A 25939-nucleotide genomic window follows, 5' to 3' on the forward strand; every position below is an offset into this window, starting at 1 on the left:
TAACTCAGTGGGCTTCTTTCTTAGTTCATTGAAAACTGAGATAGGGAGATTAAGACGACTGGTCACTTTTCTTCTTACCCCAAACCTCTATTTTTGCTTTCTTACTTAGCCCTAAAACATTGAGTTTTCTGCTGCCCCAACTGCTGTAAGTCATTTCAATCTGTTTTAGCTTCGCTTCTTTTGAGCCAGGAAGGCTCCATGCACGAGTCGATAATCCACTTGTTAGCACACCCATAGAGGTTAGCTTTTTCTCACTACCGTCCGTCATCACGACTTTTAAGTCGTTAATGTCTACCGTGCCCTGCACACATTTCAGTTTAATTTTACTGAAGCTGCGATTTCGGAATAGGCTATTTGGTGTCACGGTATCCGTTTCTGTTTGGAATTTGACGGTTTTCGTTGCAATCAGCTCCCACTCATCGCTGCCATTAGCAAAAACACTCATGCTGGTGGCGGCTACCAGTGCGCAAAGCAGCAGTGTAGGTAAGAATTTCATAATGTACCTCATATGTTATACCTACGGTATGGCCATTGTCATAGGCAGAACAGTTCAATCATTCCAATGTATTGAGGTGTTCCTTGAAGTCCTTTAGGTATAATCACGATTATTTGTTAGGATTGCCCTCGTTTAAATAGGTGACGGAAAATGTCAATTAACGAGAAACAGTATTTACACGAAATGGGCATCAGCACATGGGAGCTGGTACACCCAGATAGATTGGCAGGTTACCAATCGCCAAAAATCGATTTGCAAAGTTCTTGCAAACTCCTGTTGATCTCTCCGGTATGTCCAGAGAATGAGACGGCGGTTTTGTTTGAAAACATCCTAAAGAGTATGAAGTTAACGCTTGACCAAGCGTTACATATTGAGCCAGAGCGATTTCCATTACTTGGCCAGCACGAGCTTGAGTGGGTTTGGTTTGCTGGGTGTGAAGCCGAAGTATTGCCTGACACTAAACCGCTGACATCGCCATTGTTGCAAGATGTGGATGGGAATACCCAACAAAAACGTGCACTTTGGCAACAGATTTGTTCTTACAACAATTCGAGCAAATAAGCATTAATCCCCGTTTTACTGCAATTGGTATTGCACATGAACCCCTAGGTAAATAATGACAACTAAAATCTTACCAATGTGCGCTGAGCACTTAGATCAAGTTTGGCAAATTGAGCAGCAAGCACACTCGCATCCGTGGGCAGAGTCTTTGGTACGTGATTTATCCAGCCGTGGAGCATGTCATCATGTGATGCTCGATGGCGAGATGGTGATTGGCTACTTCTATGCGCAGAATATTGTCGGTGAAGTTACGTTGCTGAATATTGCTATCGCGCCGCATCTTCAGGGTAAAGGCTATGGTCAAAAACTGTTGGATGCGTTCTTAGAACATTGTGAGCAATCAAAAGCGGAGAGTGCTTGGCTTGAGGTGCGAGAGAGTAATAAGCCTGCTATTTATATTTATGAACAAGCTGGATTCAATGAAGTTGATCGACGTCATAACTATTACCCTGCGAAAACTGGCACGGGAAAAGAAGATGCGATCATCATGAGTTATCTCTTCTTTCACTAACGTTAACGCATCCCATTAGGGAAGTCGCCCCTAAAGCGATCAGTTGCCCCTGAGGCAATAATAAGCGAGAATACCGCGCAATATTGAATCTAAAAAGCGTGTTTGCTTTTCGAGCAAGCATTCAGACATCAAAGAAGACCAGTTTCATGTCAAATACACCTTTTCTAAGCGAAGTGTCTAAACGTAGAACGTTCGCTATTATTTCTCACCCGGATGCGGGTAAAACCACCATTACTGAAAAAGTCCTTTTATTCGGAAACGCGATTCAAAAAGCAGGTACGGTTAAAGGTCGTGGTAATGCACAGCACGCAAAATCAGACTGGATGGAAATGGAAAAGGAACGTGGTATCTCGGTAACCACGTCTGTGATGCAGTTCCCTTACAATGATTGCCTGGTAAACCTACTTGATACTCCTGGACACGAAGACTTCTCGGAAGATACATATCGTACTCTAACGGCAGTCGACTCGTGTTTGATGGTTATCGATGCAGCGAAAGGTGTCGAGGATCGTACTCGTAAGTTGATGGAAGTAACCCGTCTACGTGATACGCCAATCGTGACCTTCATGAACAAACTTGACCGTGACGTTCGTGATCCAATGGAAGTATTGGACGAAGTAGAAAACGAATTGGGCATGATGTGTGCGCCTATCACGTGGCCAATCGGCTGTGGTAAAGAATTTAAAGGTGTGTACCACATTCACCGTGATGAAACGATTTTATACGAATCTGGTCACGGTCATGAGATTCAAGAAGTTCGAATCATCAAAGGTCTAGATAACCCAGAGCTTGATGAAAAAGTCGGTGCAGGCCTTGCGGAAAGTGTTCGAGAAGAGCTTGAGCTTGTTATGGGGGCTTGCCCTGAGTTTGATTTGGAAATGTTCTTAACAGGTGACCTGACGCCAGTTTACTTCGGTACCGCATTAGGTAACTTCGGTGTAGACCACATGCTAGACGGTCTAACAGAGTGGGCACCAGCACCGAAAACGCGTCAAGCGGTTGAGCGTGAAGTTGAAGCGACAGAAGAGAAGTTCTCTGGTTTCGTATTCAAGATCCAAGCAAACATGGACCCGAAACACCGTGACCGTATCGCATTCATGCGTATTGTATCGGGTACTTACACGCAGGGTATGAAGATGAACCACGTTCGTCTTGGCAAGCAGGTGAGTATCTCTGATGCAGTAACCTTTATGGCTGGTGATCGTTCACGTGCAGAACACGCTTACGCGGGTGACATCATTGGTCTGCATAACCACGGTACTATCCAGATTGGTGATACCTTTACTCAAGGTGAGTCATTGAAGTTCTCTGGTATTCCGAACTTTGCCCCGGAACTATTCCGTCGTATTCGCCTGAAAGATCCACTAAAGCAGAAACAGCTACTAAAAGGCTTGGTGCAACTATCAGAAGAAGGTGCGGTGCAGGTATTCCGTCCACTACAAAACAACGACCTGATCGTTGGTGCCGTTGGTGTACTTCAGTTCGATGTTGTTGTGGCTCGTTTGAAGTCTGAATATAACGTTGAAGCGATTTATGAAGGCATTAACGTTGCAACTGCGCGTTGGGTTGAGTGTGATGATGCGAAGAAACTGGATGAGTTCCAACGTAAGAACCAAGCAAACTTAGCATTGGATGGTGGTGATAACCTAACGTATATTGCACCAACAATGGTTAACTTAAACTTGGCGAAAGAGCGTTTCCCTGATATTGATTTCCGTGCGACGCGTGAGCACTAATCAAAAAGCGGTTTGGGTAAGCTTTAACGCAAGCTAGATTTTAAAACGCCCTTGGCTATAAACTTAGCCAAGGGCGTTTTTTATAAGGATGAGATATGAACTGGTTTAAACGAGGATTGAAGCGTTACGACGACTGGTGCAAGGAGATGGGGCTAACCCCCGATCAAAAACGCAGCTGCGTTCCGTATCGAAAAGATCCTGCCCATCAAAATGAAGAGAACAGTGAAGCTCTGCTATTTTCTGATTCTCAGTTTGTCGGTACAGATAAAAAGTCTCAAGATGAAGCTCTTTGATACCCATTGTCACTTTGACTTTGATGTATTCCAAGATGACTTTGCACATCAACTTCAGCTAGCTCAGACGCAAGACGTGACAAGAATTCTGATTCCTTCAGTGGGACCTCAAAACTGGGCTCGTATTCAAACCTTGGCAGATCAACATGCCAATTTGTATTACGCCCTTGGGTTTCATCCGTATTTTCTTGAAGATAACGTCGAGCAGCACTTTGCTGAATTGGAACATTATCTAAAACAAAATGCTCCCCAGTGCGTGGCAATAGGAGAGTGTGGGCTAGATTTTGCCATTGATGTTGACCCACAGTTGCAAGAAGAGACACTTGAAGTTCAATTTGAACTGGCTAGATGCTTCGAACTCCCAGTTATTTTACATAGCCGAAAAGCGCACAATCGCCTTATTCAAATGGTTAAAGCGGCGAAGCTCCCTCGGGGCGGTGTGCTACATGCTTTCTCTGGGAGTTATCAGCAAGCAATGGAGTGGGTCAAATTAGGTTTTTTTATCGGAGTAGGAGGAACCATCACCTACCCAAGAGCGAAGAAAACGCGCGACGCAATTCAAAAATTACCACTCAAACATCTCGTGATCGAAACAGATGCACCGGATATGCCTATACTTGGGTATCAAGGGGAGTCGAATCACCCAGCCAAACTCATTCACGTCTTTAATGAGCTCGTAGAGTTGCATAACGGCTCAAAGCAATCGATTGCCTCTCAGTTATGGAAAAATAGCAATTTTGCTTTCTCGATATGTGAATAAAATCTAAAGATGTGGTTTGAAATAGAAAACGTTTTCCTGCTTATTGTGAATTAACTCACAAAGCTGGCTGAATCAATCATGAATCTTATAGGAAAGTGTGAGGCTGGCATTACTTTAATTGATTCTGCATGAGTATAATTGCTCCCGCTTTATAGCTCCATTTTGTAACACGCCAATAAATAACTTATAAGGAAGTCATAAACTATGAGCCTGTTTATGAGCCTAATCGGTATGGTAGTGCTTCTTGCGATTGCAGTGGCATTTTCTAATAACCGAAAAGCTATCAATCTAAGAACTGTGGGTGGCGCATTCGCTATCCAATTCGCATTAGGTGCATTTGTTCTGTATGTGCCTTGGGGCCGTGATCTACTAAACGGTTTCTCTTCAGGTGTTTCTAACGTTATCAACTACGGTAACGATGGTTCATCATTCCTGTTCGGTGGTCTTGTTTCTGACAAGATGTTCGAAGTATTCGGCGGCGGCGGTTTCATCTTCGCATTCCGTGTTCTTCCTACACTGATCTTCTTCTCTGCACTGATTTCAGTTCTTTACTACATTGGCGTTATGCAATGGGTTATCAAGATTCTTGGTGGCGCACTACAAAAAGCGCTGGGCACTTCACGTGCGGAATCAATGTCAGCAGCAGCAAACATTTTCGTAGGTCAAACAGAAGCACCTCTAGTTGTTCGTCCATTCGTTCCAAAAATGACTCAATCAGAGCTATTCGCGGTAATGTGTGGTGGTCTAGCTTCTGTTGCTGGTGGTGTACTAGCGGGCTACGCTTCAATGGGTGTTCCACTAGAGTACCTAGTAGCAGCATCATTCATGGCGGCACCAGGTGGTCTACTATTCGCTAAAATCCTTCACCCAGAGACTGACCAGCCTCACGAAAGTATTGAAGAAGCGATGGACGGCGGCGACGACAAACCAGTAAACGTAATCGACGCAGCAGCGGGCGGTGCGGCTTCTGGTCTACAACTTGCGCTTAACGTAGGTGCAATGCTAATCGCATTCGTTGGTCTAATCGCGCTGATCAACGGTATGCTAGGTGGCATCGGTGGTTGGTTCGGCATGCCAGAACTAACGCTAGAGCTAATCCTAGGTTACGCATTCTCTCCACTAGCATTCCTAATCGGTGTTCCATGGGCTGAAGCAGTAACTGCTGGTTCATTCATCGGTCAGAAAATCGTAGTGAACGAATTCGTTGCTTACTTGAACTTCACACCATACCTAGGTGAAAACGCTCAAGTAATCGCGGCAACTGGTGAAGTAATGTCTGAGAAGACAACAGCTATCATCTCATTCGCACTATGTGGTTTCGCGAACCTTTCTTCTATCGCGATTCTACTTGGTGGTCTAGGTAGCCTTGCACCAAACCGTCGTAGTGACATCGCTCGCATGGGTGTTAAAGCTGTGCTTGCAGGTACGTTGTCTAACCTTATGGCAGCGACAATTGCAGGCTTCTGCTTAAGCCTTGCAGCACTATAATTAGAATCGGTTCTTAATATATAGACGCCGTTTTACATCATGCCCTGTAGCAAGAGATTGCTGCGGGGCATTTTTCGTTTTTCGGGCTCTAAAATCTCACCGGATGCCGGACTCAGTCTATGAGTTACGCAGCCGATGGAATAGGGGCTAGGAAATTTTGAGATACAAACCGTTTGCGCTCTATTTGGTGCTACAGTTTTGCGGTGAAACTCTATAATGTATTAATCACAGGATAGTGGTTAAGGTTGATACTTAATCACGTAATGAATATTACATAATCGATGGGCAAATGACTTGCCCAGCAATATCAGATCTAATAGGCGTTTTGCTGTGTGATGTGATATTAAAGACACCGCAATCATAGATTGTTGTGCCATAGGCCAAACTGGTACTGTGCGGTGACAAGGATAGCAATTGGCATATGAAATTTTCGCTGTATATGCCGAGTCTTCAGGGAACCAAGTCCGTTCATTAATAGACTGTTTAGCCATTTACTCACATTGTCTCGACTTGTTGATTATAGTTAGAGACGTGATGTAAGGCTGAGTAGTGAATTTTTTGAATATTGATCGGAGATAGAAATGAGCGATTTAAAAGCAGCAGCGCTACGTGCACTTAAACTTATGGACCTAACTACGTTGAATGACGATGACACTGATGCAAAAGTGATCTCATTGTGTCATGACGCGAAAACAGCAGTAGGCAACACAGCTGCAATTTGTATTTACCCTCGCTTTATTCCTATTGCTAAGAAGACACTTCGTGAGCAAGGTACGCCAGAGGTTCGCATTGCAACAGTAACGAACTTCCCACACGGTAACGACGACATTGAAATCGCAGTTGCTGAAACAAAAGCGGCGGTTGCTTACGGTGCAGACGAAGTTGACGTAGTTTTCCCTTACCGCGCGCTAATGGCAGGTGATGAGAAAGTAGGCTTCGAGCTAGTTAAGCAATGTAAAGAAGCTTGTGGTGACATTCTTCTTAAAGTGATCATCGAAACAGGTGAACTAAAAGAAGAAGCACTAATCAAGAAAGCATCTCAAATCTGTATTGAAGCAGGTGCTGACTTCATTAAAACTTCAACTGGTAAAGTGCCAGTAAACGCAACACCAGAATATGCACGCATGATGCTTGAAGTGATTCGCGACATGGGTGTTGCAGAAACTGTTGGTTTCAAACCAGCAGGTGGTGTGCGCACTGCTGAAGACGCAGCTGCATACCTAGCAATGGCTGACGAAATCCTAGGTGACAACTGGGTTGATGCCCGTCACTACCGTTTCGGTGCGTCTAGCCTGCTAACTAACCTACTAAATACATTAGAAGTGACAGACGAAACCGCTGATCCAGCAGCGTACTAATCCCAATAATATGTCTGAACGGTAGCACCTAAACGGGTGCTACCAAACCTCTTCTATCCTACTTAACCATGGCTCACGAGAGCATGGGAGGCACTAATGTATTTACCACAAGAAATCATTCGTAAAAAACGTGACGGTGAAGTACTTACCGCAGACGAAATCAACTTCTTTATTCAAGGCGTAGCAAATAACACCGTATCTGAAGGTCAGATCGCGGCGTTTGCTATGACGATTTTCTTCAATGAAATGACCATGGATGAGCGCATCGCCCTAACGTGTGCAATGCGTGATTCGGGCATGGTTATCGACTGGAGCCACATGAACTTTGGTGGCCCAATTGTCGACAAACACTCTACCGGCGGTGTGGGTGACGTAACGTCTTTGATGCTTGGCCCTATGGTGGCAGCATGTGGCGGTTTCGTACCAATGATCTCTGGCCGTGGTCTTGGCCACACAGGCGGTACTCTAGATAAGCTTGAGTCTATTCCTGGCTACAACATCACACCAAGCAACGATGTGTTTGGGCAAGTAACTAAAGACGCTGGTGTGGCGATCATCGGTCAAACCGGTGACCTAGCTCCTGCGGATAAGCGTGTTTACGCGACTCGTGATATTACCGCAACCGTAGACAACATTTCTCTGATCACGGCTTCCATTCTTTCTAAGAAATTGGCGGCGGGTCTGGAGTCGCTAGTGATGGACGTTAAAGTCGGCTCTGGTGCATTCATGCCAACTTACGAAGCGTCTGAAGAGCTAGCGAAATCAATCGTTGCAGTAGCAAACGGTGCGGGTACTAAGACCACTGCAATCCTGACAGACATGAACCAAGTATTGGCCTCTTCGGCAGGTAATGCGGTGGAGGTTCGTGAAGCAGTTCGTTTCCTAACGGGTGAATACCGTAACCCACGCCTACTTGAAGTCACCATGGCTTCTTGTGCAGAAATGCTGGTACTTGGCAAACTGGCTGAGAACACAGAAGACGCACGTGTGAAGTTGATGGAAGCGCTAGACAACGGTAAAGCAGCAGCATGCTTCGGCAAGATGGTTGCGGGTCTTGGCGGCCCAGCAGACTTCGTAGAAAACTACGATAACTACCTAGAAAAAGCGGAAATCATCAAGCCTGTTTACGCGACGGAAACGGGCATTGTTTCAGCAATGGACACGCGTGCGATTGGCATGGCTGTCGTTGCTATGGGTGGTGGTCGCCGTGTTGCTACTGATGAAATCGACTATGCCGTAGGTTGCGACGAGTTCATCCGCTTGGGTGAAGTTGCAGATAGCGATAAACCTCTTGCCGTTATCCACGCTCGCAGCGAAGAGCAGTGGGAAGAAGCGGCAAAAGCACTGCGCAGTGCAATCAAAGTAGGTGGTGAGTACACACCAACTCCAGAGGTTTACCGCCAAATTCGTGCAGAAGATATTTAACAGAACAAGTAATTACACAAGGCCTACTCAACCATAATAAAAAGCCGAGTGGGCCTAAGGAACGAGCAATGAAAAGAGCATTTATTTTAGTACTAGACTCATTCGGTATTGGTGCAACCGCTGACGCTGAGAAATTTGGTGATGTAGGTTCAGACACACTAGGCCACATCGCAGAACAATGCGAAAAAGGCTTAGCAGATAACGACCAACGTCAAGGCGCACTTCGCCTTCCAAACCTATCTAAGTTAGGTTTGGCAATGGCACACAAAGAATCAACAGGTCGCTTTGCTCCTGGCCTAGACGCAGAAGCAGAAATTATCGGTGCGTACGGCCACGCCGCAGAGCTTTCTTCTGGTAAAGATACGCCGTCTGGTCACTGGGAAATCGCAGGTGTTCCTGTTCTGTTTGACTGGGGTTACTTCACAGACAAATCAAACAGCTTCCCTAAAGAGCTGACGGATCGCATCCTTGAGCGCGCGGGTCTTGACGGTTTCCTAGGTAACTGCCACGCATCTGGTACTCAAGTTCTTGATGACTTGGGTGAAGAGCATATGAAGACTGGGCAGCCAATCTTCTACACCTCTGCGGACTCTGTATTCCAAATCGCCTGTCACGAAGAGACATTCGGTCTAGACCGTTTACTAGAGCTTTGCCAAATTGCGCGTGAAGAACTAGAAGATTACAACATCGGCCGTGTAATCGCGCGCCCATTCATTGGCCCGGGTAAAGGTCAATTTGAGCGTACGGGTAACCGTCGTGACCTATCTGTAGAGCCACCATCAGCGACTATCCTACAAAAGTTAGTTGATGAGAAGGGCGGTCAGGTTCATTCCATCGGTAAGATTTCAGATATTTATGCTGGTTGTGGGATCACTAAGAAAACCAAAGCAACAGGCATTCCAGCACTATTTGAAGCAACGAAAGAAGCGATCAAAGAAGCGGGTGATAACACCATCGTATTCACTAACTTCGTCGACTTCGATTCAGCTTACGGTCACCGTCGTGATGTGGCGGGTTACGCTGCAGCGCTTGAGTACTTTGATGGTCGCATCAATGAAGTGCTAGAACTGATGGGTGAAGATGACGTGCTTATCCTAACAGCAGACCACGGCTGTGATCCAACATGGCCAGGTACTGACCATACTCGTGAGCACATCCCAGTATTGGTTTACGGTCAAAAAGTGCCAGCAGGCTCTCTTGGCTGCCGCGAAACATTCGCAGACATTGGCCAAACATTGGCGAGCTACTTCGGTACTTCTTCAATGGATTACGGTAAGAATTTCCTATAATTAGGATATTGAAAACTAGGAGCTGAATGCTCCTAGTTTTATGTTTGCAGTATGCAAGTACTGCTTGTCGGAAATGAGAATACTCTGGCTTATATCGCCTTAAGCGCGGAGCGCTAGAGAAAGGTTAAGGAAAAGAAAATGGCAACTCCACATATCAATGCTGAAATGGGCGCATTCGCAGACGTCGTACTGATGCCGGGTGACCCGCTACGTGCAAAATACATCGCAGAAACTTTCCTTGAAGACGTTGTGCAAGTGTGTGATGTGCGTAATATGTTCGGTTACACAGGCACATACAAAGGCCGTAAGATCTCGGTTATGGGCCACGGTATGGGTATCCCATCATGCTCGATTTACGCAACGGAGCTAATTAAAGACTTCGGCGTGAAGAAAATCATCCGTGTTGGTAGCTGTGGCGCAGTAAACGAAGACATCAAAGTGCGTGATGTTGTGATCGGCATGGGCGCGTGTACGGATTCTAAAGTGAACCGTATCCGTTTTAAAGGTCATGACTTTGCAGCAATCGCAGACTATAAAATGGTTCGCGCGGCAGAAGACGCAGCAAAAGCACGTGGCATTGATGTGAAAGTCGGGAACCTATTTTCAGCGGAGCTTTTCTACACGCCAGATCCAGAAATGTTCGACGTAATGGACAAGTACGGCATTGTTGGTGTTGAAATGGAAGCGGCGGGTATTTACGGCGTAGCGGCAGAATACGGTGCAAAAGCTCTGACAATCTGTACGGTTTCAGATCACATCAAAACGGGTGAGCAAACAACTTCTGATGAGCGTCAAACAACATTCAACGACATGATGCTAATCGCACTAGATTCAGTATTGCTAGGCGACGAAGAATAAGCGACAAAGAGTCATCTTAGTTTCTTGACATTAAGAACTAAAAGAACAGCCCGCACAATGCGGGCTGTTTTTGTATTAGATGTTGATTACCGACTGACTATTTGGTTAGCAGTAGGTTTTGCGCTTTTTTACGGCGGATAGGCTGTCTACGTAAAATCATAATGAATAACATGCCGCACACAAAACTCATTAGCACCATCATGTACATGTAGCGATCACTCTTACGATAGTGGTGGTCAGAAATCGCGGTTACACGACCTGTCTCAAAGGTAACGCGAACAAAACCGATGAGTGCTTCATCGGCAAATACTGGTTCAACCAACTGCTGGCGGCCAATGGAAGCTGTTGCCAAGGGCGTGTCTAAGCCTAAAACTTCGCGTACCGATAGCGCATCTTCACTAGACGCTAAACGTACGCCTTGTGCATCATATATTGTCGCATCAAACACCAAACGGTCTTGTGCTAGCTGGTTTGTCAGCTTAAGTAAGCGTTCTTGATCTTTGGTCAAAATCATTTCACTGGCAGAAAGAGACGCCTGTGAAATCAAAACTTTGGTGAGTGTCTCAAGCTGCTGTGCTTGAATTTTCTCGTTGCCCTTACTGATCACAACACTGTTTTTGATCGTGATAAACAACATCACACACAGTAGGATTAGTGCCAGAATTCTTAGGGCATTCCTTACTGAGAACAAGGATTCACTCATGCTCTTTACTCATCCATTTAAAATAAAACAAAGACTTGCCTTTTTAGTTTGTTGAGGTAACGTTTTAGCAAAGTCATAAGGGATTATATACATGGACGCGTCAAAAAGCTTGCCTATCAGAAAACATACGACACTTTTAAAACGATTACCCGAGACTCGATTTGCCTCCCAACTAGATAAAGCAAAAGCAAACTGGATAGTGTTTGCAGAATACCTTTCGCCACGTCATTTTGAAGACATTGATTTCTTCACAGGTGTCTACAACCCCGTGTTAGAAACGTGGAAAGTTGGCCAATATGAAGTCGCCTTGATGGCAGGAGAGTTGACCCCTCAACACGAAACGATCTTACAAAGCCTCAACTTGGATTACGCCTCGCTTAATGAAGTTCCAGATCTTTCAACCCAAGGTTTGATTGTATTTGACATGGACTCAACGGCAATCCAGATAGAGTGTATTGATGAAATCGCAAAATTGGCCGGAGTCGGGGATGAGGTGGCAGAAGTTACTGAACGTGCGATGCAAGGAGAACTGGATTTTGAGCAAAGTTTGCGTCAACGCGTAGGCAAGCTCAAAGGTGCTGATGAATCAATTCTTGAACAAGTTCGTTCCCAATTGCCATTTATGCCGGACTTTGAAGCGTTAATCGCAACGTTAAAAGCACTAGGCTGGAAAACAGCGATTGCTTCCGGTGGTTTTACTTACTTCTCGGACTATATCAAAGATAAAGTCGATTTAGATTTTGCTCGCTCTAATCAGTTGGAAATCATTAATGGTAAGCTCACGGGGAACGTACTTGGCGATGTGGTTACCGCGCAGATGAAGTCAGATATCCTGGTGGAGTTGGCGGATGAATACGAAATTGAGCAGCACAACACGGTTGCTGTCGGTGATGGCGCTAACGATCTTGTGATGATGTCGGTGGCGGGCTTAGGTATCGCGTACCACGCAAAACCTAAAGTGGAAGCTCAAGCGCAATCTGCGATTCGCTTTGCAGGCTTAGGCGGTGTGCTCTGTATTTTATCTGGTGCACTGGTGAAGCAGCAAAAGGTCAGCTGGAAAGCAAAACCTTAATTTATCCATTCAAAAACACCGCCTTTCTGGCGGTGTTTTTCGTTGACTTAATATGGCTCTAAATTTACTCGGTTAACTCCAACCTAATTACAACTTCTTCCGTAATGTCTTCAAACTCACTGTAACCGACCAAAGCGGTCAGCTCCTTTTCTAATTTGCTCGCTTGATGTACACCAAATTGGGTTAAGTCACTTAAATCTTGTTGCAGCAACGATGTCATCGGATCGAAAATTGGGGCTGTAGATAAGCGAATCACGTAGAAGTCCCCCATCATTCGCGCTTTCTTTATAAATTGAATCCGTTCTTTTACGCTGTTGAACTCTTGATGAAGCTTAGACTCAATGCCTGTAATTTTATTGCCGACTTTGGCTGCGCTAATGTAGATATCCTGATGTCTTGCTTGAGCACCTTCTACACGCTTTATCGGCTCTGCGATTAATGTGCTTGTTCGACCTTTAAAGATAGGTTCAAGTGACAACAGTTGATCGTGTCCAAGGCGGGCAAAAAGCTCAATGTGCTTAGGTAGCGGCAAATTCACCCCAATAACGGGGGTTTTGATTGAAGACGACGCAGTTTTACTAATAAAAATGGGTGTGCTCAGAGTTCGAGAGAGCAACATGCTGTGCAGTCTTTCAAGTAACGCATTACTCGGTAGCATTTCTTTTTGCGGGATCAACTTATCTTGATTGTGCTCGATAATGCTGTTGAAAAAGGCGATCACTTTAATGGTGTGGCTGCTTTCATCAATAACTAACTGTACGCTACAGCCATCTGGGCTAACACGAATTACCCGGTATGGCACCGACGTTAAAGGCAGCTTTTTGTCGTAGAGTTGTAACTCTCGGAAGTTGATCTGAACCTCTTGCCCAGAGCGCAACATGGTAGGTTCGTCCAGTTTAATGCCGAGCCCTCGCTTTGAAATATCGACGGTGCTGCCGATCGCTGTGACGGGCCCAGAACGTAGTTCTATTGGGGTCTTAAATCGGTAACGTGGCTCTTTACGACGAGACTTGGCATCAAAATAAATGCCTTTCGGGTTGCCTATAATTCTTCTCGGATGGCGAAATGCATTTAACGTATTTGCGGGTAAGCGCGGCTTTTCAGTGAGCAGATAATCCTGCCCTGATTTTTCGTCAGCAATTTCTTGCAAGATGCCAATGTGAGTCAATGATTGGGACGTTTCAGCTAACTCCGGAGAGAAAGTGGCTAAGTCTTCCTGTTCTTGCTCTGACAGTTCAAATATCGAAATTCTAAACGCGCGCCAACTTTCACGTTTAGCACCTAAATGCCAAAATAGCTGGCGTTGTTCACGAGTGGCCTCAGGACGAAGCATCGAATAGAAATAGGTTCGGTTTTCGTGCTCGTGAGTAAATGAATAAAGGACATTGGTGGTGCCTTTAACGCCAGGTTTAATGAGTGACGCGACTCGCTTCTCATTAAATAAGGACCCAAACATTTGCTGGTTCCTTTCATCATGCCAGTACTGCCAAAGCTTTTGATTGTTTGGCGTCAACATAGCGAGTTTCAGCTCACTGCCATCAAAGAATAGGGGTAAGCTGCTGGTGTGCTTGAGCGCGATGTGCTCATAACCACGAGTTCGAGCTCGAATGATCTTATCTTGATTATCGTGACGAGCTCTTTTAGCTGCGCTGTTGAGCGCTTCGTCGATCACTCGAGTAACGACATTGGTTTCAGTTAAACGTATGGTTCTGAGGTATCGAACTGAGTCATTCTCGTAACAGTCATCAACCGCAAGTATGCGGTACGCCAGCGGTTTCTCTATACCGGCAACCTGAGATTTGCTGGCAAACTCAGTAAACGTGACCTGAATAATCTCCCCAAGGTTATATTTAAACGCACTTGGGACTTTGAACTTTGCGCCAGAGCAGGATAAGTCAATGCTTAACCCATGCAGAAGTTGCCCTTTAGATCGGCAAATCTCGACTTGAGATTGGACTTTCAAGCGCTTTTCTTGGCGCTTTAAGTCATAGCCGAGGTGAACAGGCTCCGCTAAGAAAGGGCTTTTAGGATCCGTTAACGATTGCGTTTTTTGTTGAGTAAGACGTTTGCTCATTACGCGAAAGTTATTCCGTGTGTTGACCAAAGCTTCCCACATTCCCTCAGTGTAGCCGCCAAACTTTTTGATGTTTTTATGGTAAGCGTTGAAAGCAACGTCATCTAACCAATGTGGAATACCATCCAAAATATACTCGCGACATTCACCTTGGACGCGACCGCGCAGATCGATGCTTTTTTTGCACGGAGCCATCAAGCGGTTAAGTTCCATTTTCACTAAGATTTTGGCCGAAGGCGGCTCTTCCTCGGTCAATTGGCCAAGGACAAAGTCAAAGTCATCCGAACCGTAAACGGGAATGAGTCGTTCTGCGATCGAGAGAATTTCAGATTGCTGCATTATTTCTGTTAGAGTATGTCGTTACTTTAAATTGTATCGGCTAAGCGAAGTAAAACTTAAGTATATCAATAGTTCATTTCAGTTAAGGTCTGACTTGGCTGTGCTTAGTCACATTTGTAGAAAAAATCGAGGCATCATGGCGAAAGCAAAACGAGCGTATGTTTGTAATGATTGTGGCGCGGATTTTCCCCGTTGGCAGGGGCAGTGTAACGCATGTGGTTCGTGGAATACGATAACAGAAGTCCGTATCGCTGCATCGCCAACGGTTGCTCGTAATGAACGTTTATCCGGCTACGCGGGCTCCGCAACAGAAGCTACAGTTCAAACGTTATCCGAAATTGATCTGCAGGAAGTGCCACGCTTCACCAGTGGGTTTAAAGAACTTGACCGCGTATTAGGTGGGGGCGTTGTACCCGGCGCCGCTATTTTGATTGGTGGTAACCCTGGCGCGGGTAAATCCACCTTGCTGCTGCAAACCATGTGTAGTTTGTCTGCGCAAATGCCAACGCTCTATGTAACCGGTGAAGAATCGTTGCAGCAGGTAGCAATGCGAGCTTCTCGACTAGGCTTGCCAAAAGATCATTTAAAAATGCTATCGGAAACGAACGTCGACAAAATTTGCCAAATCGCCGAAAAAGAGCAACCTCGCATTATGGTGATTGACTCGATTCAGGTAATGCACGTTTCAGATGTTCAATCGTCACCGGGCAGTGTTGCTCAAGTACGTGAATCTGCGACTGCTCTGACACGATACGCAAAACAGAATAACGTCGCGGTATTTATTGTTGGTCACGTAACAAAAGATGGTACCCTTGCGGGCCCTAAAGTTCTTGAGCACATTATAGACTGTTCAGTGCTGCTTGATGGTGGTACTGATAGCCGCTTTCGCACATTGCGTAGTCATAAAAACCGCTTTGGCGCTGTGAATGAGCTCGGTGTTTTTGCAATGACAGGCCAAGGGTTGAAAGAAGTGAGTAACCCATCCGCGATTTTCCTTTCTCGTGGTGAAGAAGAAACATCAGGTTCTTCTGTTATGGTGGTTTGGGAAGGTACGCGTCCTCTATTAGTAGAGATTCAAGCGTTGGTGGATTACTCGCAATTGGCAAACCCTCGCCGTGTTGCGGTCGGTTTGGAGCAGAACCGCTTATCACTTTTGCTCGCTGTGTTACATAAGCATGGTGGCTTACAAATGGCAGACCAAGATGTCTTTGTTAATGTGGTTGGCGGTGTTAAGGTGACGGAGACGAGTGCCGATCTTGCGTTAGTTATGGCGCTTTTATCGAGTTTTCGTGACCGTCCACTACCCAAAGATGTGGTGATTTTTGGTGAGGTCGGGCTTGCAGGCGAAATCCGTCCTGTGCCAAGTGGGCAAGAACGTTTGAATGAAGCGTTCAAACATGGTTTCAAGAAAGCCATTGTGCCTGCAGCCAACATGCCGAAAGGCGGCATTCCTGGCATGCAAATTCACGGCGTTAAGAAATTGTCGGAAGCTATAGAGGCTTTTGACGAGCTGTAATGCTCATAAGAATGGTATTTGTGTAATCACAAACTGTTCTATCCGTCCTCAATAAAATGCGAATAAAGTACATAAATTGCTGTGTTTGACTATGCTTTGGGGACGGAAATTTCACGTTAAAATTTTTTTTCTTCCATCCGCACGCAAGGGTATCAGTATTGACAGAATGTGATATACTCTGCGCGCACTTTATACCTTATTAACAGAGTAAGACAATGACTGATTTATCAAAATACAGAAACATTGGTATTTTTGCTCACGTAGACGCGGGTAAAACTACCTCTACAGAGCGTATCCTAAAGCTAACTGGTAAGATCCATAAGATCGGTGATACACACGACGGTTCAACTACAACTGACTTCATGGAGCAGGAAGCTGAACGTGGTATCACAATCCAGTCTGCAGCAACAACTTGTTTCTGGAACGATCACCGTCTAAACATCATCGATACTCCTGGACACGTTGACTTCACTATCGAAGTTTACCGTTCTCTAAAAGTACTTGACGGTGGTATCGGTGTATTCTGTGGTTCTGGTGGTGTTGAGCCTCAGTCAGAAACTAACTGGCGTTACGCTGACGAATCACACGTATCACGTCTGATCTTCGTTAACAAACTAGACCGTATGGGCGCAGATTTCTACAAAGTTGTAGATCAAGTACAAAACGTACTAGGTGCTACACCTCTAGTTATGACTCTACCTATCGGTATCGAAGAAGATTTCGTAGGTGTTGTAGACGTACTAAGCCAACAAGCTTACGTATGGGATGAGTCTGGCCAGCCAGAGAACTACGAAGTTCAAGATATTCCAGCAGACATGGTAGAAAAAGCTGCTGAATACCGTGAAATGCTAATCGAAACTGCTCTAGAGCAAGACGAAGATCTAATGATGGCTTACCTAGAAGAAGGCGAAGAGCCATCTCTAGAAGACATCAAACGTTGTATCCGTAAAGGTACTCGTGATCTAGCATTCTTCCCAACTTACTGTGGTTCAGCGTACAAGAACAAAGGTATCCAACTTATTCTTGACGCGGTAATTGATTACCTACCATCTCCAACAGAAGTTGATCCACAGCCTCTAACTGATTCAGAGACTGGTGAGCCAACTGGTGAAGTTGCGACTGTATCTGCAGACGAGCCACTACGTGCGCTTGCATTTAAGATCATGGACGACCGTTTTGGTGCTCTAACCTTTATCCGCATCTACTCTGGTAAGATGAAGAAAGGTGACACAGTACTTAACTCTGCAACTGGTAAAACAGAGCGTATCGGCCGTATGGTTGAGATGCACGCAGACGAGCGTAACGAGATCGATTCAGCACAAGCTGGTGACATCATCGCTGTAGTTGGTATGAAGAACGTTCAAACTGGTCACACTCTATGTGATCCTAAGCACGAATGTACTCTTGAGCCAATGATCTTCCCAGATCCAGTAATCTCTATCGCAGTTAAGCCTAAAGATAAAGGCGGTTCTGAGAAGATGGGTATCGCGATCGGTAAAATGGTTGCAGAAGATCCATCATTCCAAGTTGAGACTGATGAAGATTCAGGCGAAACTATCCTGAAAGGTATGGGTGAACTTCACCTAGACATCAAGGTAGATATCCTTAAGCGTACTTACGGCGTTGAGCTAGAAGTTGGTGCTCCACAGGTTGCTTACCGTGAAACTATCACTCAAGCAATCGAAGACAGCTACACGCACAAGAAACAGTCTGGTGGTTCTGGTCAGTTCGGTAAGATCGATTACCGCATCAAACCAGGTGAGCCAAACTCTGGCTTCACGTTCAAATCAACAGTTGTTGGTGGTAACGTACCTAAAGAATTCTGGCCTGCAGTTGAGAAAGGCTTTGCGTCAATGATGGAGCACGGTGTTCTAGCTGGCTTCCCTACTCTAGACGTTGAAGTTGAACTATTCGACGGTGGTTTCCACGCAGTTGACTCTTCAGCAATCGCTTACGAAATCGCTGCTAAAGGCGCATTCCGTCAGTCTATGCCTAAAGCTGGCGCGCAACTTCTTGAACCAATCATGAAAGTTGACGTGTTCACTCCAGAAGATCACGTTGGTGACGTAATCGGTGACCTTAACCGTCGTCGTGGTATGATCAAAGACCAACAAGCTGCGTCTACTGGCGTACGTATCAAGGGTGATGTACCTCTATCAGAAATGTTTGGTTACATCGGTACTCTACGTACAATGACTTCTGGTCGTGGTCAGTTCTCTATGGAGTTCTCACACTACGCACCATGTCCAGCAAACGTTGCTGAGCAAGTAATTGCTGACGTTAAAGAGCGTAACGCTAAGAAGTAATTCTTAAGTTAACTCTATAACTTGAAAGCCCCGCCTAGTGCGGGGCTTTTTGTATCTAACCGCTTATACACAGCGCGTTTTTGTTTCGCTGATATACGTCTTTGGTGTTGTTTACCGACTATTCTGAAGCTGAGCCAGTATTACTAACATTGAGGTCGATGGTTTTAAAATCTGGTATCACTGACTTTTCAAATGTTTCTATTTCTTCTCTCAACCATTGTGCAAACAATTGGGCTTTAGGTCGCTTTAAGTAGCCTTTTGGAGCGCACAGGTAATATGCAAATTTGGGTTTAATGGCTATATCACCAATTCGGACCAGTTTGCCTGAACGGAAATATTGATGAGCTAAACTGTGTTTGACGAGCGCTACGCCTTGTAGTGATAACGCAGCTTCTAACACTAAGTGTGAGCCACTGTATTTTAAAGCAGGCTTTGCCGCTGAATGACCAAGTCTCGCTAACCACATGTTCCAGTCCAGATCTGGCCAAACGTCTTCGATGAGCTCTGCTTTGCTTAAATCTTCAATGCGATAGATGCCGTGCTCTTTCTGATATACCGGATGACAGGCAGGATAAAAAGCTTCATCCATCAGCCATTGTGATTCTAAATTAGGGTATTTTCCTAAACCGTAACGGACACACAAATCGATCTGACTATCTTGAAAAGACACCAAATCATTGGTTGGTTCTAATAGTAAGGCGATATCAGGGTGACGCTGACGAAAAGCCGTAATTTTCGGGACTAACCAATGGTGAGCGAAAGAGGGGAGTGTTGATATCGAAAGGTGGTTAGGATTAGGATCTTGATTAACCAATCTCACCCCTTGCTGCAAATGAGCAAACCCTCTTTCTGCCTGAGTAAACAGCAGCTCTCCCTCAGGTGTGAGCACGATTTTTCTGTGCTGGCGAACAAATAAGTCCGTTCCTAAAAACTCTTCAAGATGACGAATTTGCTGACTGATGGCAGCTGGCGTAACAAACAATTCTTTTGCCGCTGTTTTAAAGCTACCTTCCTTTGCTGCAACGAAGAAGTAATACAAGCCCTGTAAGGGAGGCATTCGATCTTTCACATTAGTTTTCCTTAACTCAATGGCAGATTCTATCGTTTGAGGATATCAGCCTAGTCGCTGATTATTAAGTGGTCAACATTGTTATAGGAGTTGGTTACATGGAAAACATGACACACACTTGTGAGCGCACTTTATCAGCTGACCATCAGACCGGATTACAGTTAATTTATTCTAAACTTGCTAGTTGGAGAAGAAACTACAAGACACGTCGTCACTTGAGAGAGTTACCAGAACATCTTTGGGACGATATAGGATTAGATGAAAAGGAGATTAATAGTGAAGTGAGGAAGCCGTTTTGGAGAGAGTAGTTTATGAGTTTGATTCAAGCTCAGAATTAAACTGCACTCCCCAATGATATTGAGGAGTGCAGACAAGGCTATAAGTCTTCTTCCCACACAACCAATTCACCTTTCGGCCAGTTGTGACCAATTTCATGATACTTTTGCTCAAGCACATGACGTTTAATTTTGAGTGTTGGCGTCAATACGCCATTTTCAATGCTCCAAGGCTCTTTAATCATTAATACGCCTTTGATTTGCTCATGAGAGGCGAGTTCTTGATTCATTTTTGCAATGACTTTGCGGGTGGTTCGTGCGTACCGCTCTCGATCAAAGTTAGGAAAATCATGTGGCACAACCAAAAGAATCGGGGCTGGTAGCCCTAAACCGATTAGACACATCATCTCTACGCGACTGTATTCGAAAAGTTTTTTCTCGATAGGAACTGGAGAGACAAACTTACCTTTGGCGGTTTTAAAGTTATCTTTTTTACGGCCTTGAATGGTTAGGTAACCATCTGAGTCGATAGAGCCGATATCGCCTGTGTGTAGCCAGCCCTCTGAATCAAAAGACTCTTGGGTGGCAATGTCATTTTTGTAGTAGCCAGAAAATAGCCCTTTGCCACGCACCATGATTTCATCATCGTCAGCGATTTTTAACTCAATACCTGGTCCAGCATTACCGACACTACCAATTTTGTCAGCTCTAAATGGGTAGTTGAGCGTGCTATAGGCAAATGATTCAGTCATGCCCCAAGCTTCAGTAATATTGAGTCCTACAGAGTGGTACCATTCCAGCAGTGCTGGTGATACCGGGGCAGAGCCACAGCCTAATACTCGAGCCTGATCCAACCCCAATCCTTCTGCGAGCTTTTTCTTGATCAGAGAATTGACGAATGGGATTTTCAATAGAATGTTGAGCTTCTTCTGTGGAAGTTTGTCTTGAATACGTTGTTGGAATAGCGTCCATAATCGCGGGACTGAGATAAACAGAGTCGGGCGGTGCATTTTTACATCTTCGATAAAGGTATCCAATGATTCTGGAAATGCTGTTGGTACACCACCCATGATGGATGAGCCAAAAATGTAGACGCGCTCTGTAATATGAGCCAAAGGTAAGTAAGAAAATAGACGATCATTTTCTTGAATACCGATATGGTTTATCAGTTGTTGTACGGACCAGTTAAACGCTCCGTAGGTCAGCATCGCACCTTTCGGTAATCCTGACGTACCTGAGGTATACACCAAAGACATTAGCTTATCGTCGTAGTGCTGTGGACGCTCTTCACTTGGCATTGCATCAGCAATGAGCGCTTGGTATTCGTACTGACATTTTGGCGCAGTATCGTAGGGGAGCGCGATACTAATGAGCTCCGGCATTGCATCAATGACTTGTTGGGTTGCTTTAGGATCATCGAGTTTTCCGCCAATGAGCGCTTTACTTTCACTATGAGTCACACAGTATTCGATGGTGTCCGCGCCGGCGGTAGGAAAGATTGGCACACTGACATAATCGCCAAGCATCATCGCAAGATCGCAAATAAACCACTCTGCACAGTTTTTAGACACTAACGCCACTTTGTCGCCAGGCTGTACTCCGAGGTTGCGTAGTGCACTGACGAGTTTTAAGGCTTGATCGGCAACATCAGCGAACGTGTATTCAACAAATTGTCGGTTAATAATTTGCTTTAGGTAGACCTCATTTGGGCGCTCTTGAGCCCATTTGAGAATCATTTCATTTGGTGGTGGGAGAGCGCAACCAGCAGCGCTGTTTAGATTCGGCTGATTCATTTTTAGTGACTCCATGTCTTCTCGTTGTATTTATAATTGTTAACGCATTGTTAACTTTAGCATGTTAAATAACGACACGGGAATGCATTTTGATGAAATATGTGGGGAGGATAGCGTTAGTTACCCCTAAAGTCGGTACTAATAGCGTCTAAAACTGTTGCCGATAATTCGCTGGGGACAGGCCTGTTTTTTTCTTAAAAATTCGAGAAAAGTAAGAGACATCTCGGTATCCACATTGATAAGCAATATAGGCAATTTTCATGGATTCATTTTCAACGAGCATTTTCTTTGCTAATGAAATGCGTTTCGCAGTGACATAATCACGAAAGCACATACCAACTTTGCGATGAAATACTTTGGAAAAGTAGTTCGGTGAGTAGTGACAAAGCGCAGCTGCTTCCTCTTCCCTTAGGTCTTTATGGACGTTATTGGCGATGTAATGAACCACGTCAGAAAAATTCGACTTTCCGCTTCGAGAAAAGAGTTTATCGACCGAAATTTGTTCTTCGTCGACCTTGCTATGCAAAAAGTATTTCAATTTTATCTGTGATAGCCAAATCGGGAGGGTGATTTCATTCAACGTATAATATTCCGCACAAATATGCTTTGGCGGTAAGTGAGGCTCGATACCGGTTGGATGTATAACGATCAGTTTTTTGTCGAGATTTTCACAGAGCGTGATGACGCCTTTCAGGTGCTCTCGATGATCGCAAGTCATGTAGTAGAAGAAATAGCTGTGTTCTTTATCGCTAAGCACAGAGATATCTTTGCTACAGTCCATAATCTCAAAGTTCTTATCAAACTCACAGCGAAGTGATTCCGGCAGCGAGCAAAGAGTCTCTCCAATCCAATAAGCTTTGGTCAGTCTATCCATATGAATCCCGCTCAGTACGTACTACACCAACGTTAGTATGTATTGAGGTCAGTCGAGCCTCATTCCTTGAGCTTCAGACCTCACTCTTTCGTTTATTAAGCTTAGGCTTATATAGTCATACTGCAAGTGTGAAAGGTGTCACATAGCTGGTGGTGATGTGTCTCGTTATTGATACATTTTGATTCTGAAGCGCAGGTAGGCAAGAAAGTACCAACCTTTGGCAAAAAAGTCCTAACCCCCCTAATTCTCGGTGACTAATGTTTAAGCATGATTCAGGTGCACATGAGACCTGTATCATTAATAGCGAGATACGTTAAAGGGGATAATCATATGGATAACTTTCGCAATCTAATCAAGGACTTCATGGAAGATGAAGAGGGGCTAACACTTTTAGAGTACATTCTAGGTGCGGCGTTAATTGTTACAGCGTTCTTGACTTCAGGCTTCTGGACGACTTTGTCTAACAAGTTTACTTCAGTAGCTGGTCGTATCAGCAGCTCGTAATGGTTAGCGAGTTAGTTATTTGGTCATTGCTTATTGCGATTGGAGTATCAGACGCTCAGAAACACAGAATACCAAACAAAGCGGTGCTTATGCTTTTGGTTGCTGTTACTGCAAACGTAATTTACAACCCAGCAACAAGTGGCTTGGATCATTTATATGGTGGGTTGGTTGCGTTTGCAGTGTGTTTCGCGCTGTATCTGTTCAAAGTAATGGCTGGAGGAGACGTTAAGTTACTCGCCGTCATAGGGGCATGGCTGGGTCTGAGTAACCTTGGGGAAGCGTCTACTGGAATAATACTTGCTGGAGGCATCGTGGGCATTTTTTATCTAATGTTACACGTGTCATCGACTAGTGTTGCTCTATCACACCAGATAAAAGGGTATTGCTTAGAAAAAGTAACACCAGGCTTTAGGTCTAATAAGCCGTTAGTCATTCCTTTCGCGCCGATAATCGTAATTGGATTAGCTTATTTCTCCTACACCCATTAAATAATAATAAAAAATGGCATGCAGCATCAGTTGACTAGGCAACTTCAAGAGGGGAAGTGTGATGGGCTCTGTGTATTGGGAAAAACTCGTGCCACAAATAAATCCACCAAAGGTGCCTTCGTCTGTCGAGGGTCTTGGCGTGCCGTCTTCAGTTGTTGAAAACCTAGTGTTGAAACATCTGTCTGCCTATCCCAAATGTGACTTAATCGAATTAACGCAACGGCTTTGTATTGTTTCGAATATTGTCGAGCTTGCTTTGGCGCAGTTAAGAAAGCGAAGTTGGGTAGAAGTTTATCAGCCAGCATCAGACAAGTTGAGTACATCGTATTCCAACGTACGCTACAGTTTAACTGAGCTTGGGCTTGCAGAAGCAGACATTGCGTATAGAAAAGATCCGTATATCGGTCCTGTTCCCGTCTCTTTGGAAGAATATTGGACGGTTGTTGAGGGACAAGATCTTCGCAAGCATCCTATTAATCGCAATGATGTTGAGCGAGCGCTGTCTGACGTGTTTGGTTCGGATCATTTGATACCCGTTTTAGGGCCGGCTATTAACTCGGGGCGTGCTTTGTTGCTGTATGGTCATGCGGGTACCGGTAAAAGTTACGTCGCATCAAGAGTGCTCAATGCAATGAACACTTCGGTATTCATTCCTTATGCCGTATATGCCGATGGCAACATCATCAAAGTGTTCTCAGAGCATCATCACCGTCGTTTAGACAACTCCCATTCTCAGGTTTTCGTTAAGTTGGAAACGCATTACGACAAACGCTGGGTTCTTTGTGAAAGACCAAACATTCAAGTGGGCGGTGAGCTGACATTGGATATGCTTGAGGTAAACCACAGCGAGCATAATCGTGTATGGATTGCGCCACTGCAAATGATGGCTAACAACGGAATCTTGGTGATTGATGACCTTGGTCGTCAGTCAATGCCTGTTGATGCCCTGCTAAACAGATGGATCGTTCCAATGGAGTACTTATTTGACCACCTAGCTTTGCCAAATGGTCAACAAGTCACGGTGCCGTTTATGCTCACTCTGGCATTCTCCTCCAACTTTGCACCAAGCAAAATTGCAGACCCCGCTTTTTTACGTCGTTTGGGCTACAAGATCGAGTTTACACCGCTTGGTTTGACAGATTATCAAGCGCTTTGGGTTTCGCTTGCTAGAGATTACCAAATGACGCTTGTGCCTGAGTTTTTCGATACGTTAAGTCAGTTACATCGCGACAATGATGTCGCCAACTACCCTTGTTTACCAAAAGACTTACTCGGTATTAGCCGCGATATTTTGGTGTTCGAAGGGAAAGAGAAGGTCGTCTCATCAGACATTTTAACCCGTGCCTGGGGACTGTACTTCACAGTGGATGAATAGGGAGATCTAAATTATGAGTCGGACTCAAGTCATCATGTTGCTGTTGCTCTCCATTGTTTTCGGCCTTGCCGCCGTTTTGATAGCTAAACAATGGATGGATGGCAGAAACCAACCAACTGTCGAGTTAGAAGAGGTCGAAAGACACCCAGTTTTAGTTGCCGCCATGGAACTAGAGCCAGGAACGATTCTATCTGAGAAACATTTGTCTACTAAGCTCATGGAAGTGGATTGGATAGACGATGAAACGCTAAAAGTACAAGAACAGGCATTGGGAAGAATTGTTGCCAATACCATTTATGCGGGCGAGCTGGTTAATTCGAATCGTCTTGCATTGCCCGGTGAGGGCGCGACACTTGCTGCTTTAATCCCTGAAAACAAACGAGCAATCACCATTCGTGTTAATGACGTTATCGGTGTGGCTGGGTTCTTGTTACCGGGCAATAAGGTCGATGTATTGAATACCGTGAGTTATGGACAAGGTAAAAACGCCACAACAAAAACGGTGCTTAAAAACATCAACGTTCTTGCGGTCGACCAAACAGCCAAAACCAATGATAACAAACCCGTTATTGTGCGTGCGGTGACTTTAGAAGTAACACCGAAAGAGGCAGAAAAGCTCTTATCGGCGAACAGCAAAGGCGACATTCAACTTGCTCTACGCAACCCTCATGAAGTGGATAAACCTGTTGTAGCAAGAAAATACACGCCACGACCTAGTGTGACCATTATTAAGGGATCTCAGGCATCCAGTGTCCGAGTCAGCAATTAGGTGAATT

24 protein-coding genes are annotated in these 25939 nt (G+C 44.9%); 18 read left to right on the plus strand and 6 right to left on the minus strand.

Going from position 1 to position 25939, the window contains the following annotated elements; translation table 11 throughout:
* Positions 1–49: 49 nt before the first annotated feature.
* Entirely contained in the window at positions 50–496 is a 447-nt protein-coding gene (locus MTR11_RS18655) for a hypothetical protein (protein ID WP_243328186.1), read from the minus strand.
* Between the two features lie 150 nt (positions 497–646).
* Between MTR11_RS18655 and MTR11_RS18660 the strand changes: the two genes are divergently transcribed.
* From MTR11_RS18660 to deoD, 10 genes are all read left to right on the plus strand, one after another.
* Entirely contained in the window at positions 647–1057 is a 411-nt protein-coding gene (locus MTR11_RS18660) for a DNA polymerase III subunit psi (RefSeq protein ID WP_005394642.1), read from the plus strand.
* Between the two features lie 55 nt (positions 1058–1112).
* Complete coding sequence (gene rimI, locus MTR11_RS18665; RefSeq protein ID WP_005394641.1) at positions 1113–1568, plus strand: ribosomal protein S18-alanine N-acetyltransferase; 456 nt, start codon at positions 1113–1115, stop codon at positions 1566–1568.
* Between the two features lie 146 nt (positions 1569–1714).
* The gene (prfC, locus tag MTR11_RS18670) at positions 1715–3304 is read left to right on the plus strand and encodes a peptide chain release factor 3 (RefSeq protein ID WP_012841453.1); all 1590 of its coding nucleotides are present in this window, start codon (positions 1715–1717) and stop codon (positions 3302–3304) included.
* Positions 3305–3399: 95 nt separating this feature from the next.
* On the plus strand, positions 3400–3597 hold the full coding sequence (locus MTR11_RS18675; RefSeq protein ID WP_046875042.1) for a DUF5363 family protein: 198 nt from the start codon (positions 3400–3402) through the stop codon (positions 3595–3597).
* Entirely contained in the window at positions 3584–4357 is a 774-nt protein-coding gene (locus MTR11_RS18680) for a TatD family hydrolase (protein ID WP_243328187.1), read from the plus strand. Before MTR11_RS18675 ends, MTR11_RS18680 begins: the two co-directional genes overlap by 14 nt.
* Before the next feature lie 204 nt (positions 4358–4561).
* The gene (locus MTR11_RS18685; protein WP_006742377.1) at positions 4562–5845 is read left to right on the plus strand and encodes a NupC/NupG family nucleoside CNT transporter; all 1284 of its coding nucleotides are present in this window, start codon (positions 4562–4564) and stop codon (positions 5843–5845) included.
* 581 nt (positions 5846–6426) lie between these two features.
* Positions 6427–7203, plus strand: coding sequence for a deoxyribose-phosphate aldolase (gene deoC / locus MTR11_RS18690; RefSeq protein ID WP_006742378.1), 777 nt, complete (start codon positions 6427–6429; stop codon positions 7201–7203).
* Positions 7204–7299: 96 nt separating this feature from the next.
* The gene (gene deoA, locus MTR11_RS18695; protein WP_243328188.1) at positions 7300–8628 is read left to right on the plus strand and encodes a thymidine phosphorylase; all 1329 of its coding nucleotides are present in this window, start codon (positions 7300–7302) and stop codon (positions 8626–8628) included.
* Between the two features lie 68 nt (positions 8629–8696).
* Positions 8697–9917: a phosphopentomutase gene (locus tag MTR11_RS18700; protein ID WP_243328189.1), complete on the plus strand. Its 1221-nt coding sequence runs from the start codon at positions 8697–8699 to the stop codon at positions 9915–9917.
* A gap of 138 nt (positions 9918–10055) precedes the next feature.
* Positions 10056–10775, plus strand: coding sequence for a purine-nucleoside phosphorylase (gene deoD / locus MTR11_RS18705; protein WP_006742381.1), 720 nt, complete (start codon positions 10056–10058; stop codon positions 10773–10775).
* 97 nt (positions 10776–10872) lie between these two features.
* Here the strand turns inward: deoD and MTR11_RS18710 are convergent, their stop codons facing one another.
* Positions 10873–11478, minus strand: a complete 606-nt coding sequence (locus tag MTR11_RS18710) for a YtjB family periplasmic protein (protein ID WP_041852892.1) — start codon at positions 11476–11478, stop codon at positions 10873–10875.
* A 91-nt stretch (positions 11479–11569) separates the two neighbouring features.
* On the opposite strand from MTR11_RS18710, the gene serB reads away from it, so the two are divergent.
* Positions 11570–12550, plus strand: a complete 981-nt coding sequence (gene serB, locus MTR11_RS18715; RefSeq protein ID WP_006742382.1) for a phosphoserine phosphatase — start codon at positions 11570–11572, stop codon at positions 12548–12550.
* Between the two features lie 64 nt (positions 12551–12614).
* Here the strand turns inward: serB and MTR11_RS18720 are convergent, their stop codons facing one another.
* The gene (locus MTR11_RS18720) at positions 12615–14963 is read right to left on the minus strand and encodes a PilZ domain-containing protein (RefSeq protein ID WP_243328190.1); all 2349 of its coding nucleotides are present in this window, start codon (positions 14961–14963) and stop codon (positions 12615–12617) included.
* Between the two features lie 136 nt (positions 14964–15099).
* Here MTR11_RS18720 and radA point away from each other — a divergent pair, with 136 nt between their 5' ends.
* Together radA and fusA are read left to right on the plus strand one after the other, a co-directional pair.
* On the plus strand, positions 15100–16479 hold the full coding sequence (gene radA, locus MTR11_RS18725; protein WP_012841458.1) for a DNA repair protein RadA: 1380 nt from the start codon (positions 15100–15102) through the stop codon (positions 16477–16479).
* A gap of 215 nt (positions 16480–16694) precedes the next feature.
* Positions 16695–18785 (plus strand): elongation factor G, encoded by a 2091-nt coding sequence (gene fusA, locus MTR11_RS18730; protein ID WP_012841459.1) that lies wholly within the window; start codon positions 16695–16697, stop codon positions 18783–18785.
* Between the two features lie 118 nt (positions 18786–18903).
* Here fusA and MTR11_RS18735 read toward each other — a convergent pair whose 3' ends face one another.
* A complete protein-coding gene (locus MTR11_RS18735) occupies positions 18904–19854 on the minus strand; it encodes a LysR substrate-binding domain-containing protein (RefSeq protein WP_065645470.1) in 951 nt (316 codons plus the stop codon).
* Between the two features lie 98 nt (positions 19855–19952).
* Between MTR11_RS18735 and MTR11_RS18740 the strand changes: the two genes are divergently transcribed.
* Complete coding sequence (locus MTR11_RS18740; RefSeq protein WP_047008935.1) at positions 19953–20162, plus strand: DUF1127 domain-containing protein; 210 nt, start codon at positions 19953–19955, stop codon at positions 20160–20162.
* 68 nt (positions 20163–20230) lie between these two features.
* Here MTR11_RS18740 and MTR11_RS18745 read toward each other — a convergent pair whose 3' ends face one another.
* Together MTR11_RS18745 and MTR11_RS18750 are read right to left on the minus strand one after the other, a co-directional pair.
* Complete coding sequence (locus MTR11_RS18745) at positions 20231–21922, minus strand: AMP-binding protein (protein WP_012841461.1); 1692 nt, start codon at positions 21920–21922, stop codon at positions 20231–20233.
* 148 nt (positions 21923–22070) lie between these two features.
* Entirely contained in the window at positions 22071–22796 is a 726-nt protein-coding gene (locus tag MTR11_RS18750; protein WP_085342678.1) for a helix-turn-helix domain-containing protein, read from the minus strand.
* Positions 22797–23126: 330 nt separating this feature from the next.
* On the opposite strand from MTR11_RS18750, the gene MTR11_RS18755 reads away from it, so the two are divergent.
* The 4 genes from MTR11_RS18755 (at position 23127) to cpaB (ending at position 25932) form a co-directional block, all read left to right on the plus strand.
* Positions 23127–23300 carry a Flp family type IVb pilin gene (locus tag MTR11_RS18755; protein WP_031781043.1) on the plus strand — a complete coding sequence of 58 codons (174 nt, stop codon included), beginning with the start codon at positions 23127–23129 and terminating at the stop codon, positions 23298–23300.
* Positions 23300–23788, plus strand: coding sequence for a prepilin peptidase (locus MTR11_RS18760; protein WP_041852894.1), 489 nt, complete (start codon positions 23300–23302; stop codon positions 23786–23788). The genes MTR11_RS18755 and MTR11_RS18760 overlap by 1 nt, the downstream gene beginning before the upstream one ends.
* A gap of 61 nt (positions 23789–23849) precedes the next feature.
* On the plus strand, positions 23850–25163 hold the full coding sequence (locus MTR11_RS18765) for an AAA family ATPase (RefSeq protein ID WP_243328191.1): 1314 nt from the start codon (positions 23850–23852) through the stop codon (positions 25161–25163).
* Positions 25164–25176: 13 nt separating this feature from the next.
* The gene (cpaB, locus tag MTR11_RS18770; RefSeq protein ID WP_006742389.1) at positions 25177–25932 is read left to right on the plus strand and encodes a Flp pilus assembly protein CpaB; all 756 of its coding nucleotides are present in this window, start codon (positions 25177–25179) and stop codon (positions 25930–25932) included.
* Positions 25933–25939 lie beyond the last annotated feature (7 nt).

This window comes from Vibrio sp. CCB-PB317 (assembly GCF_022808245.1).
In the GTDB taxonomy this organism is placed as follows: domain Bacteria; phylum Pseudomonadota; class Gammaproteobacteria; order Enterobacterales; family Vibrionaceae; genus Vibrio; species Vibrio diabolicus.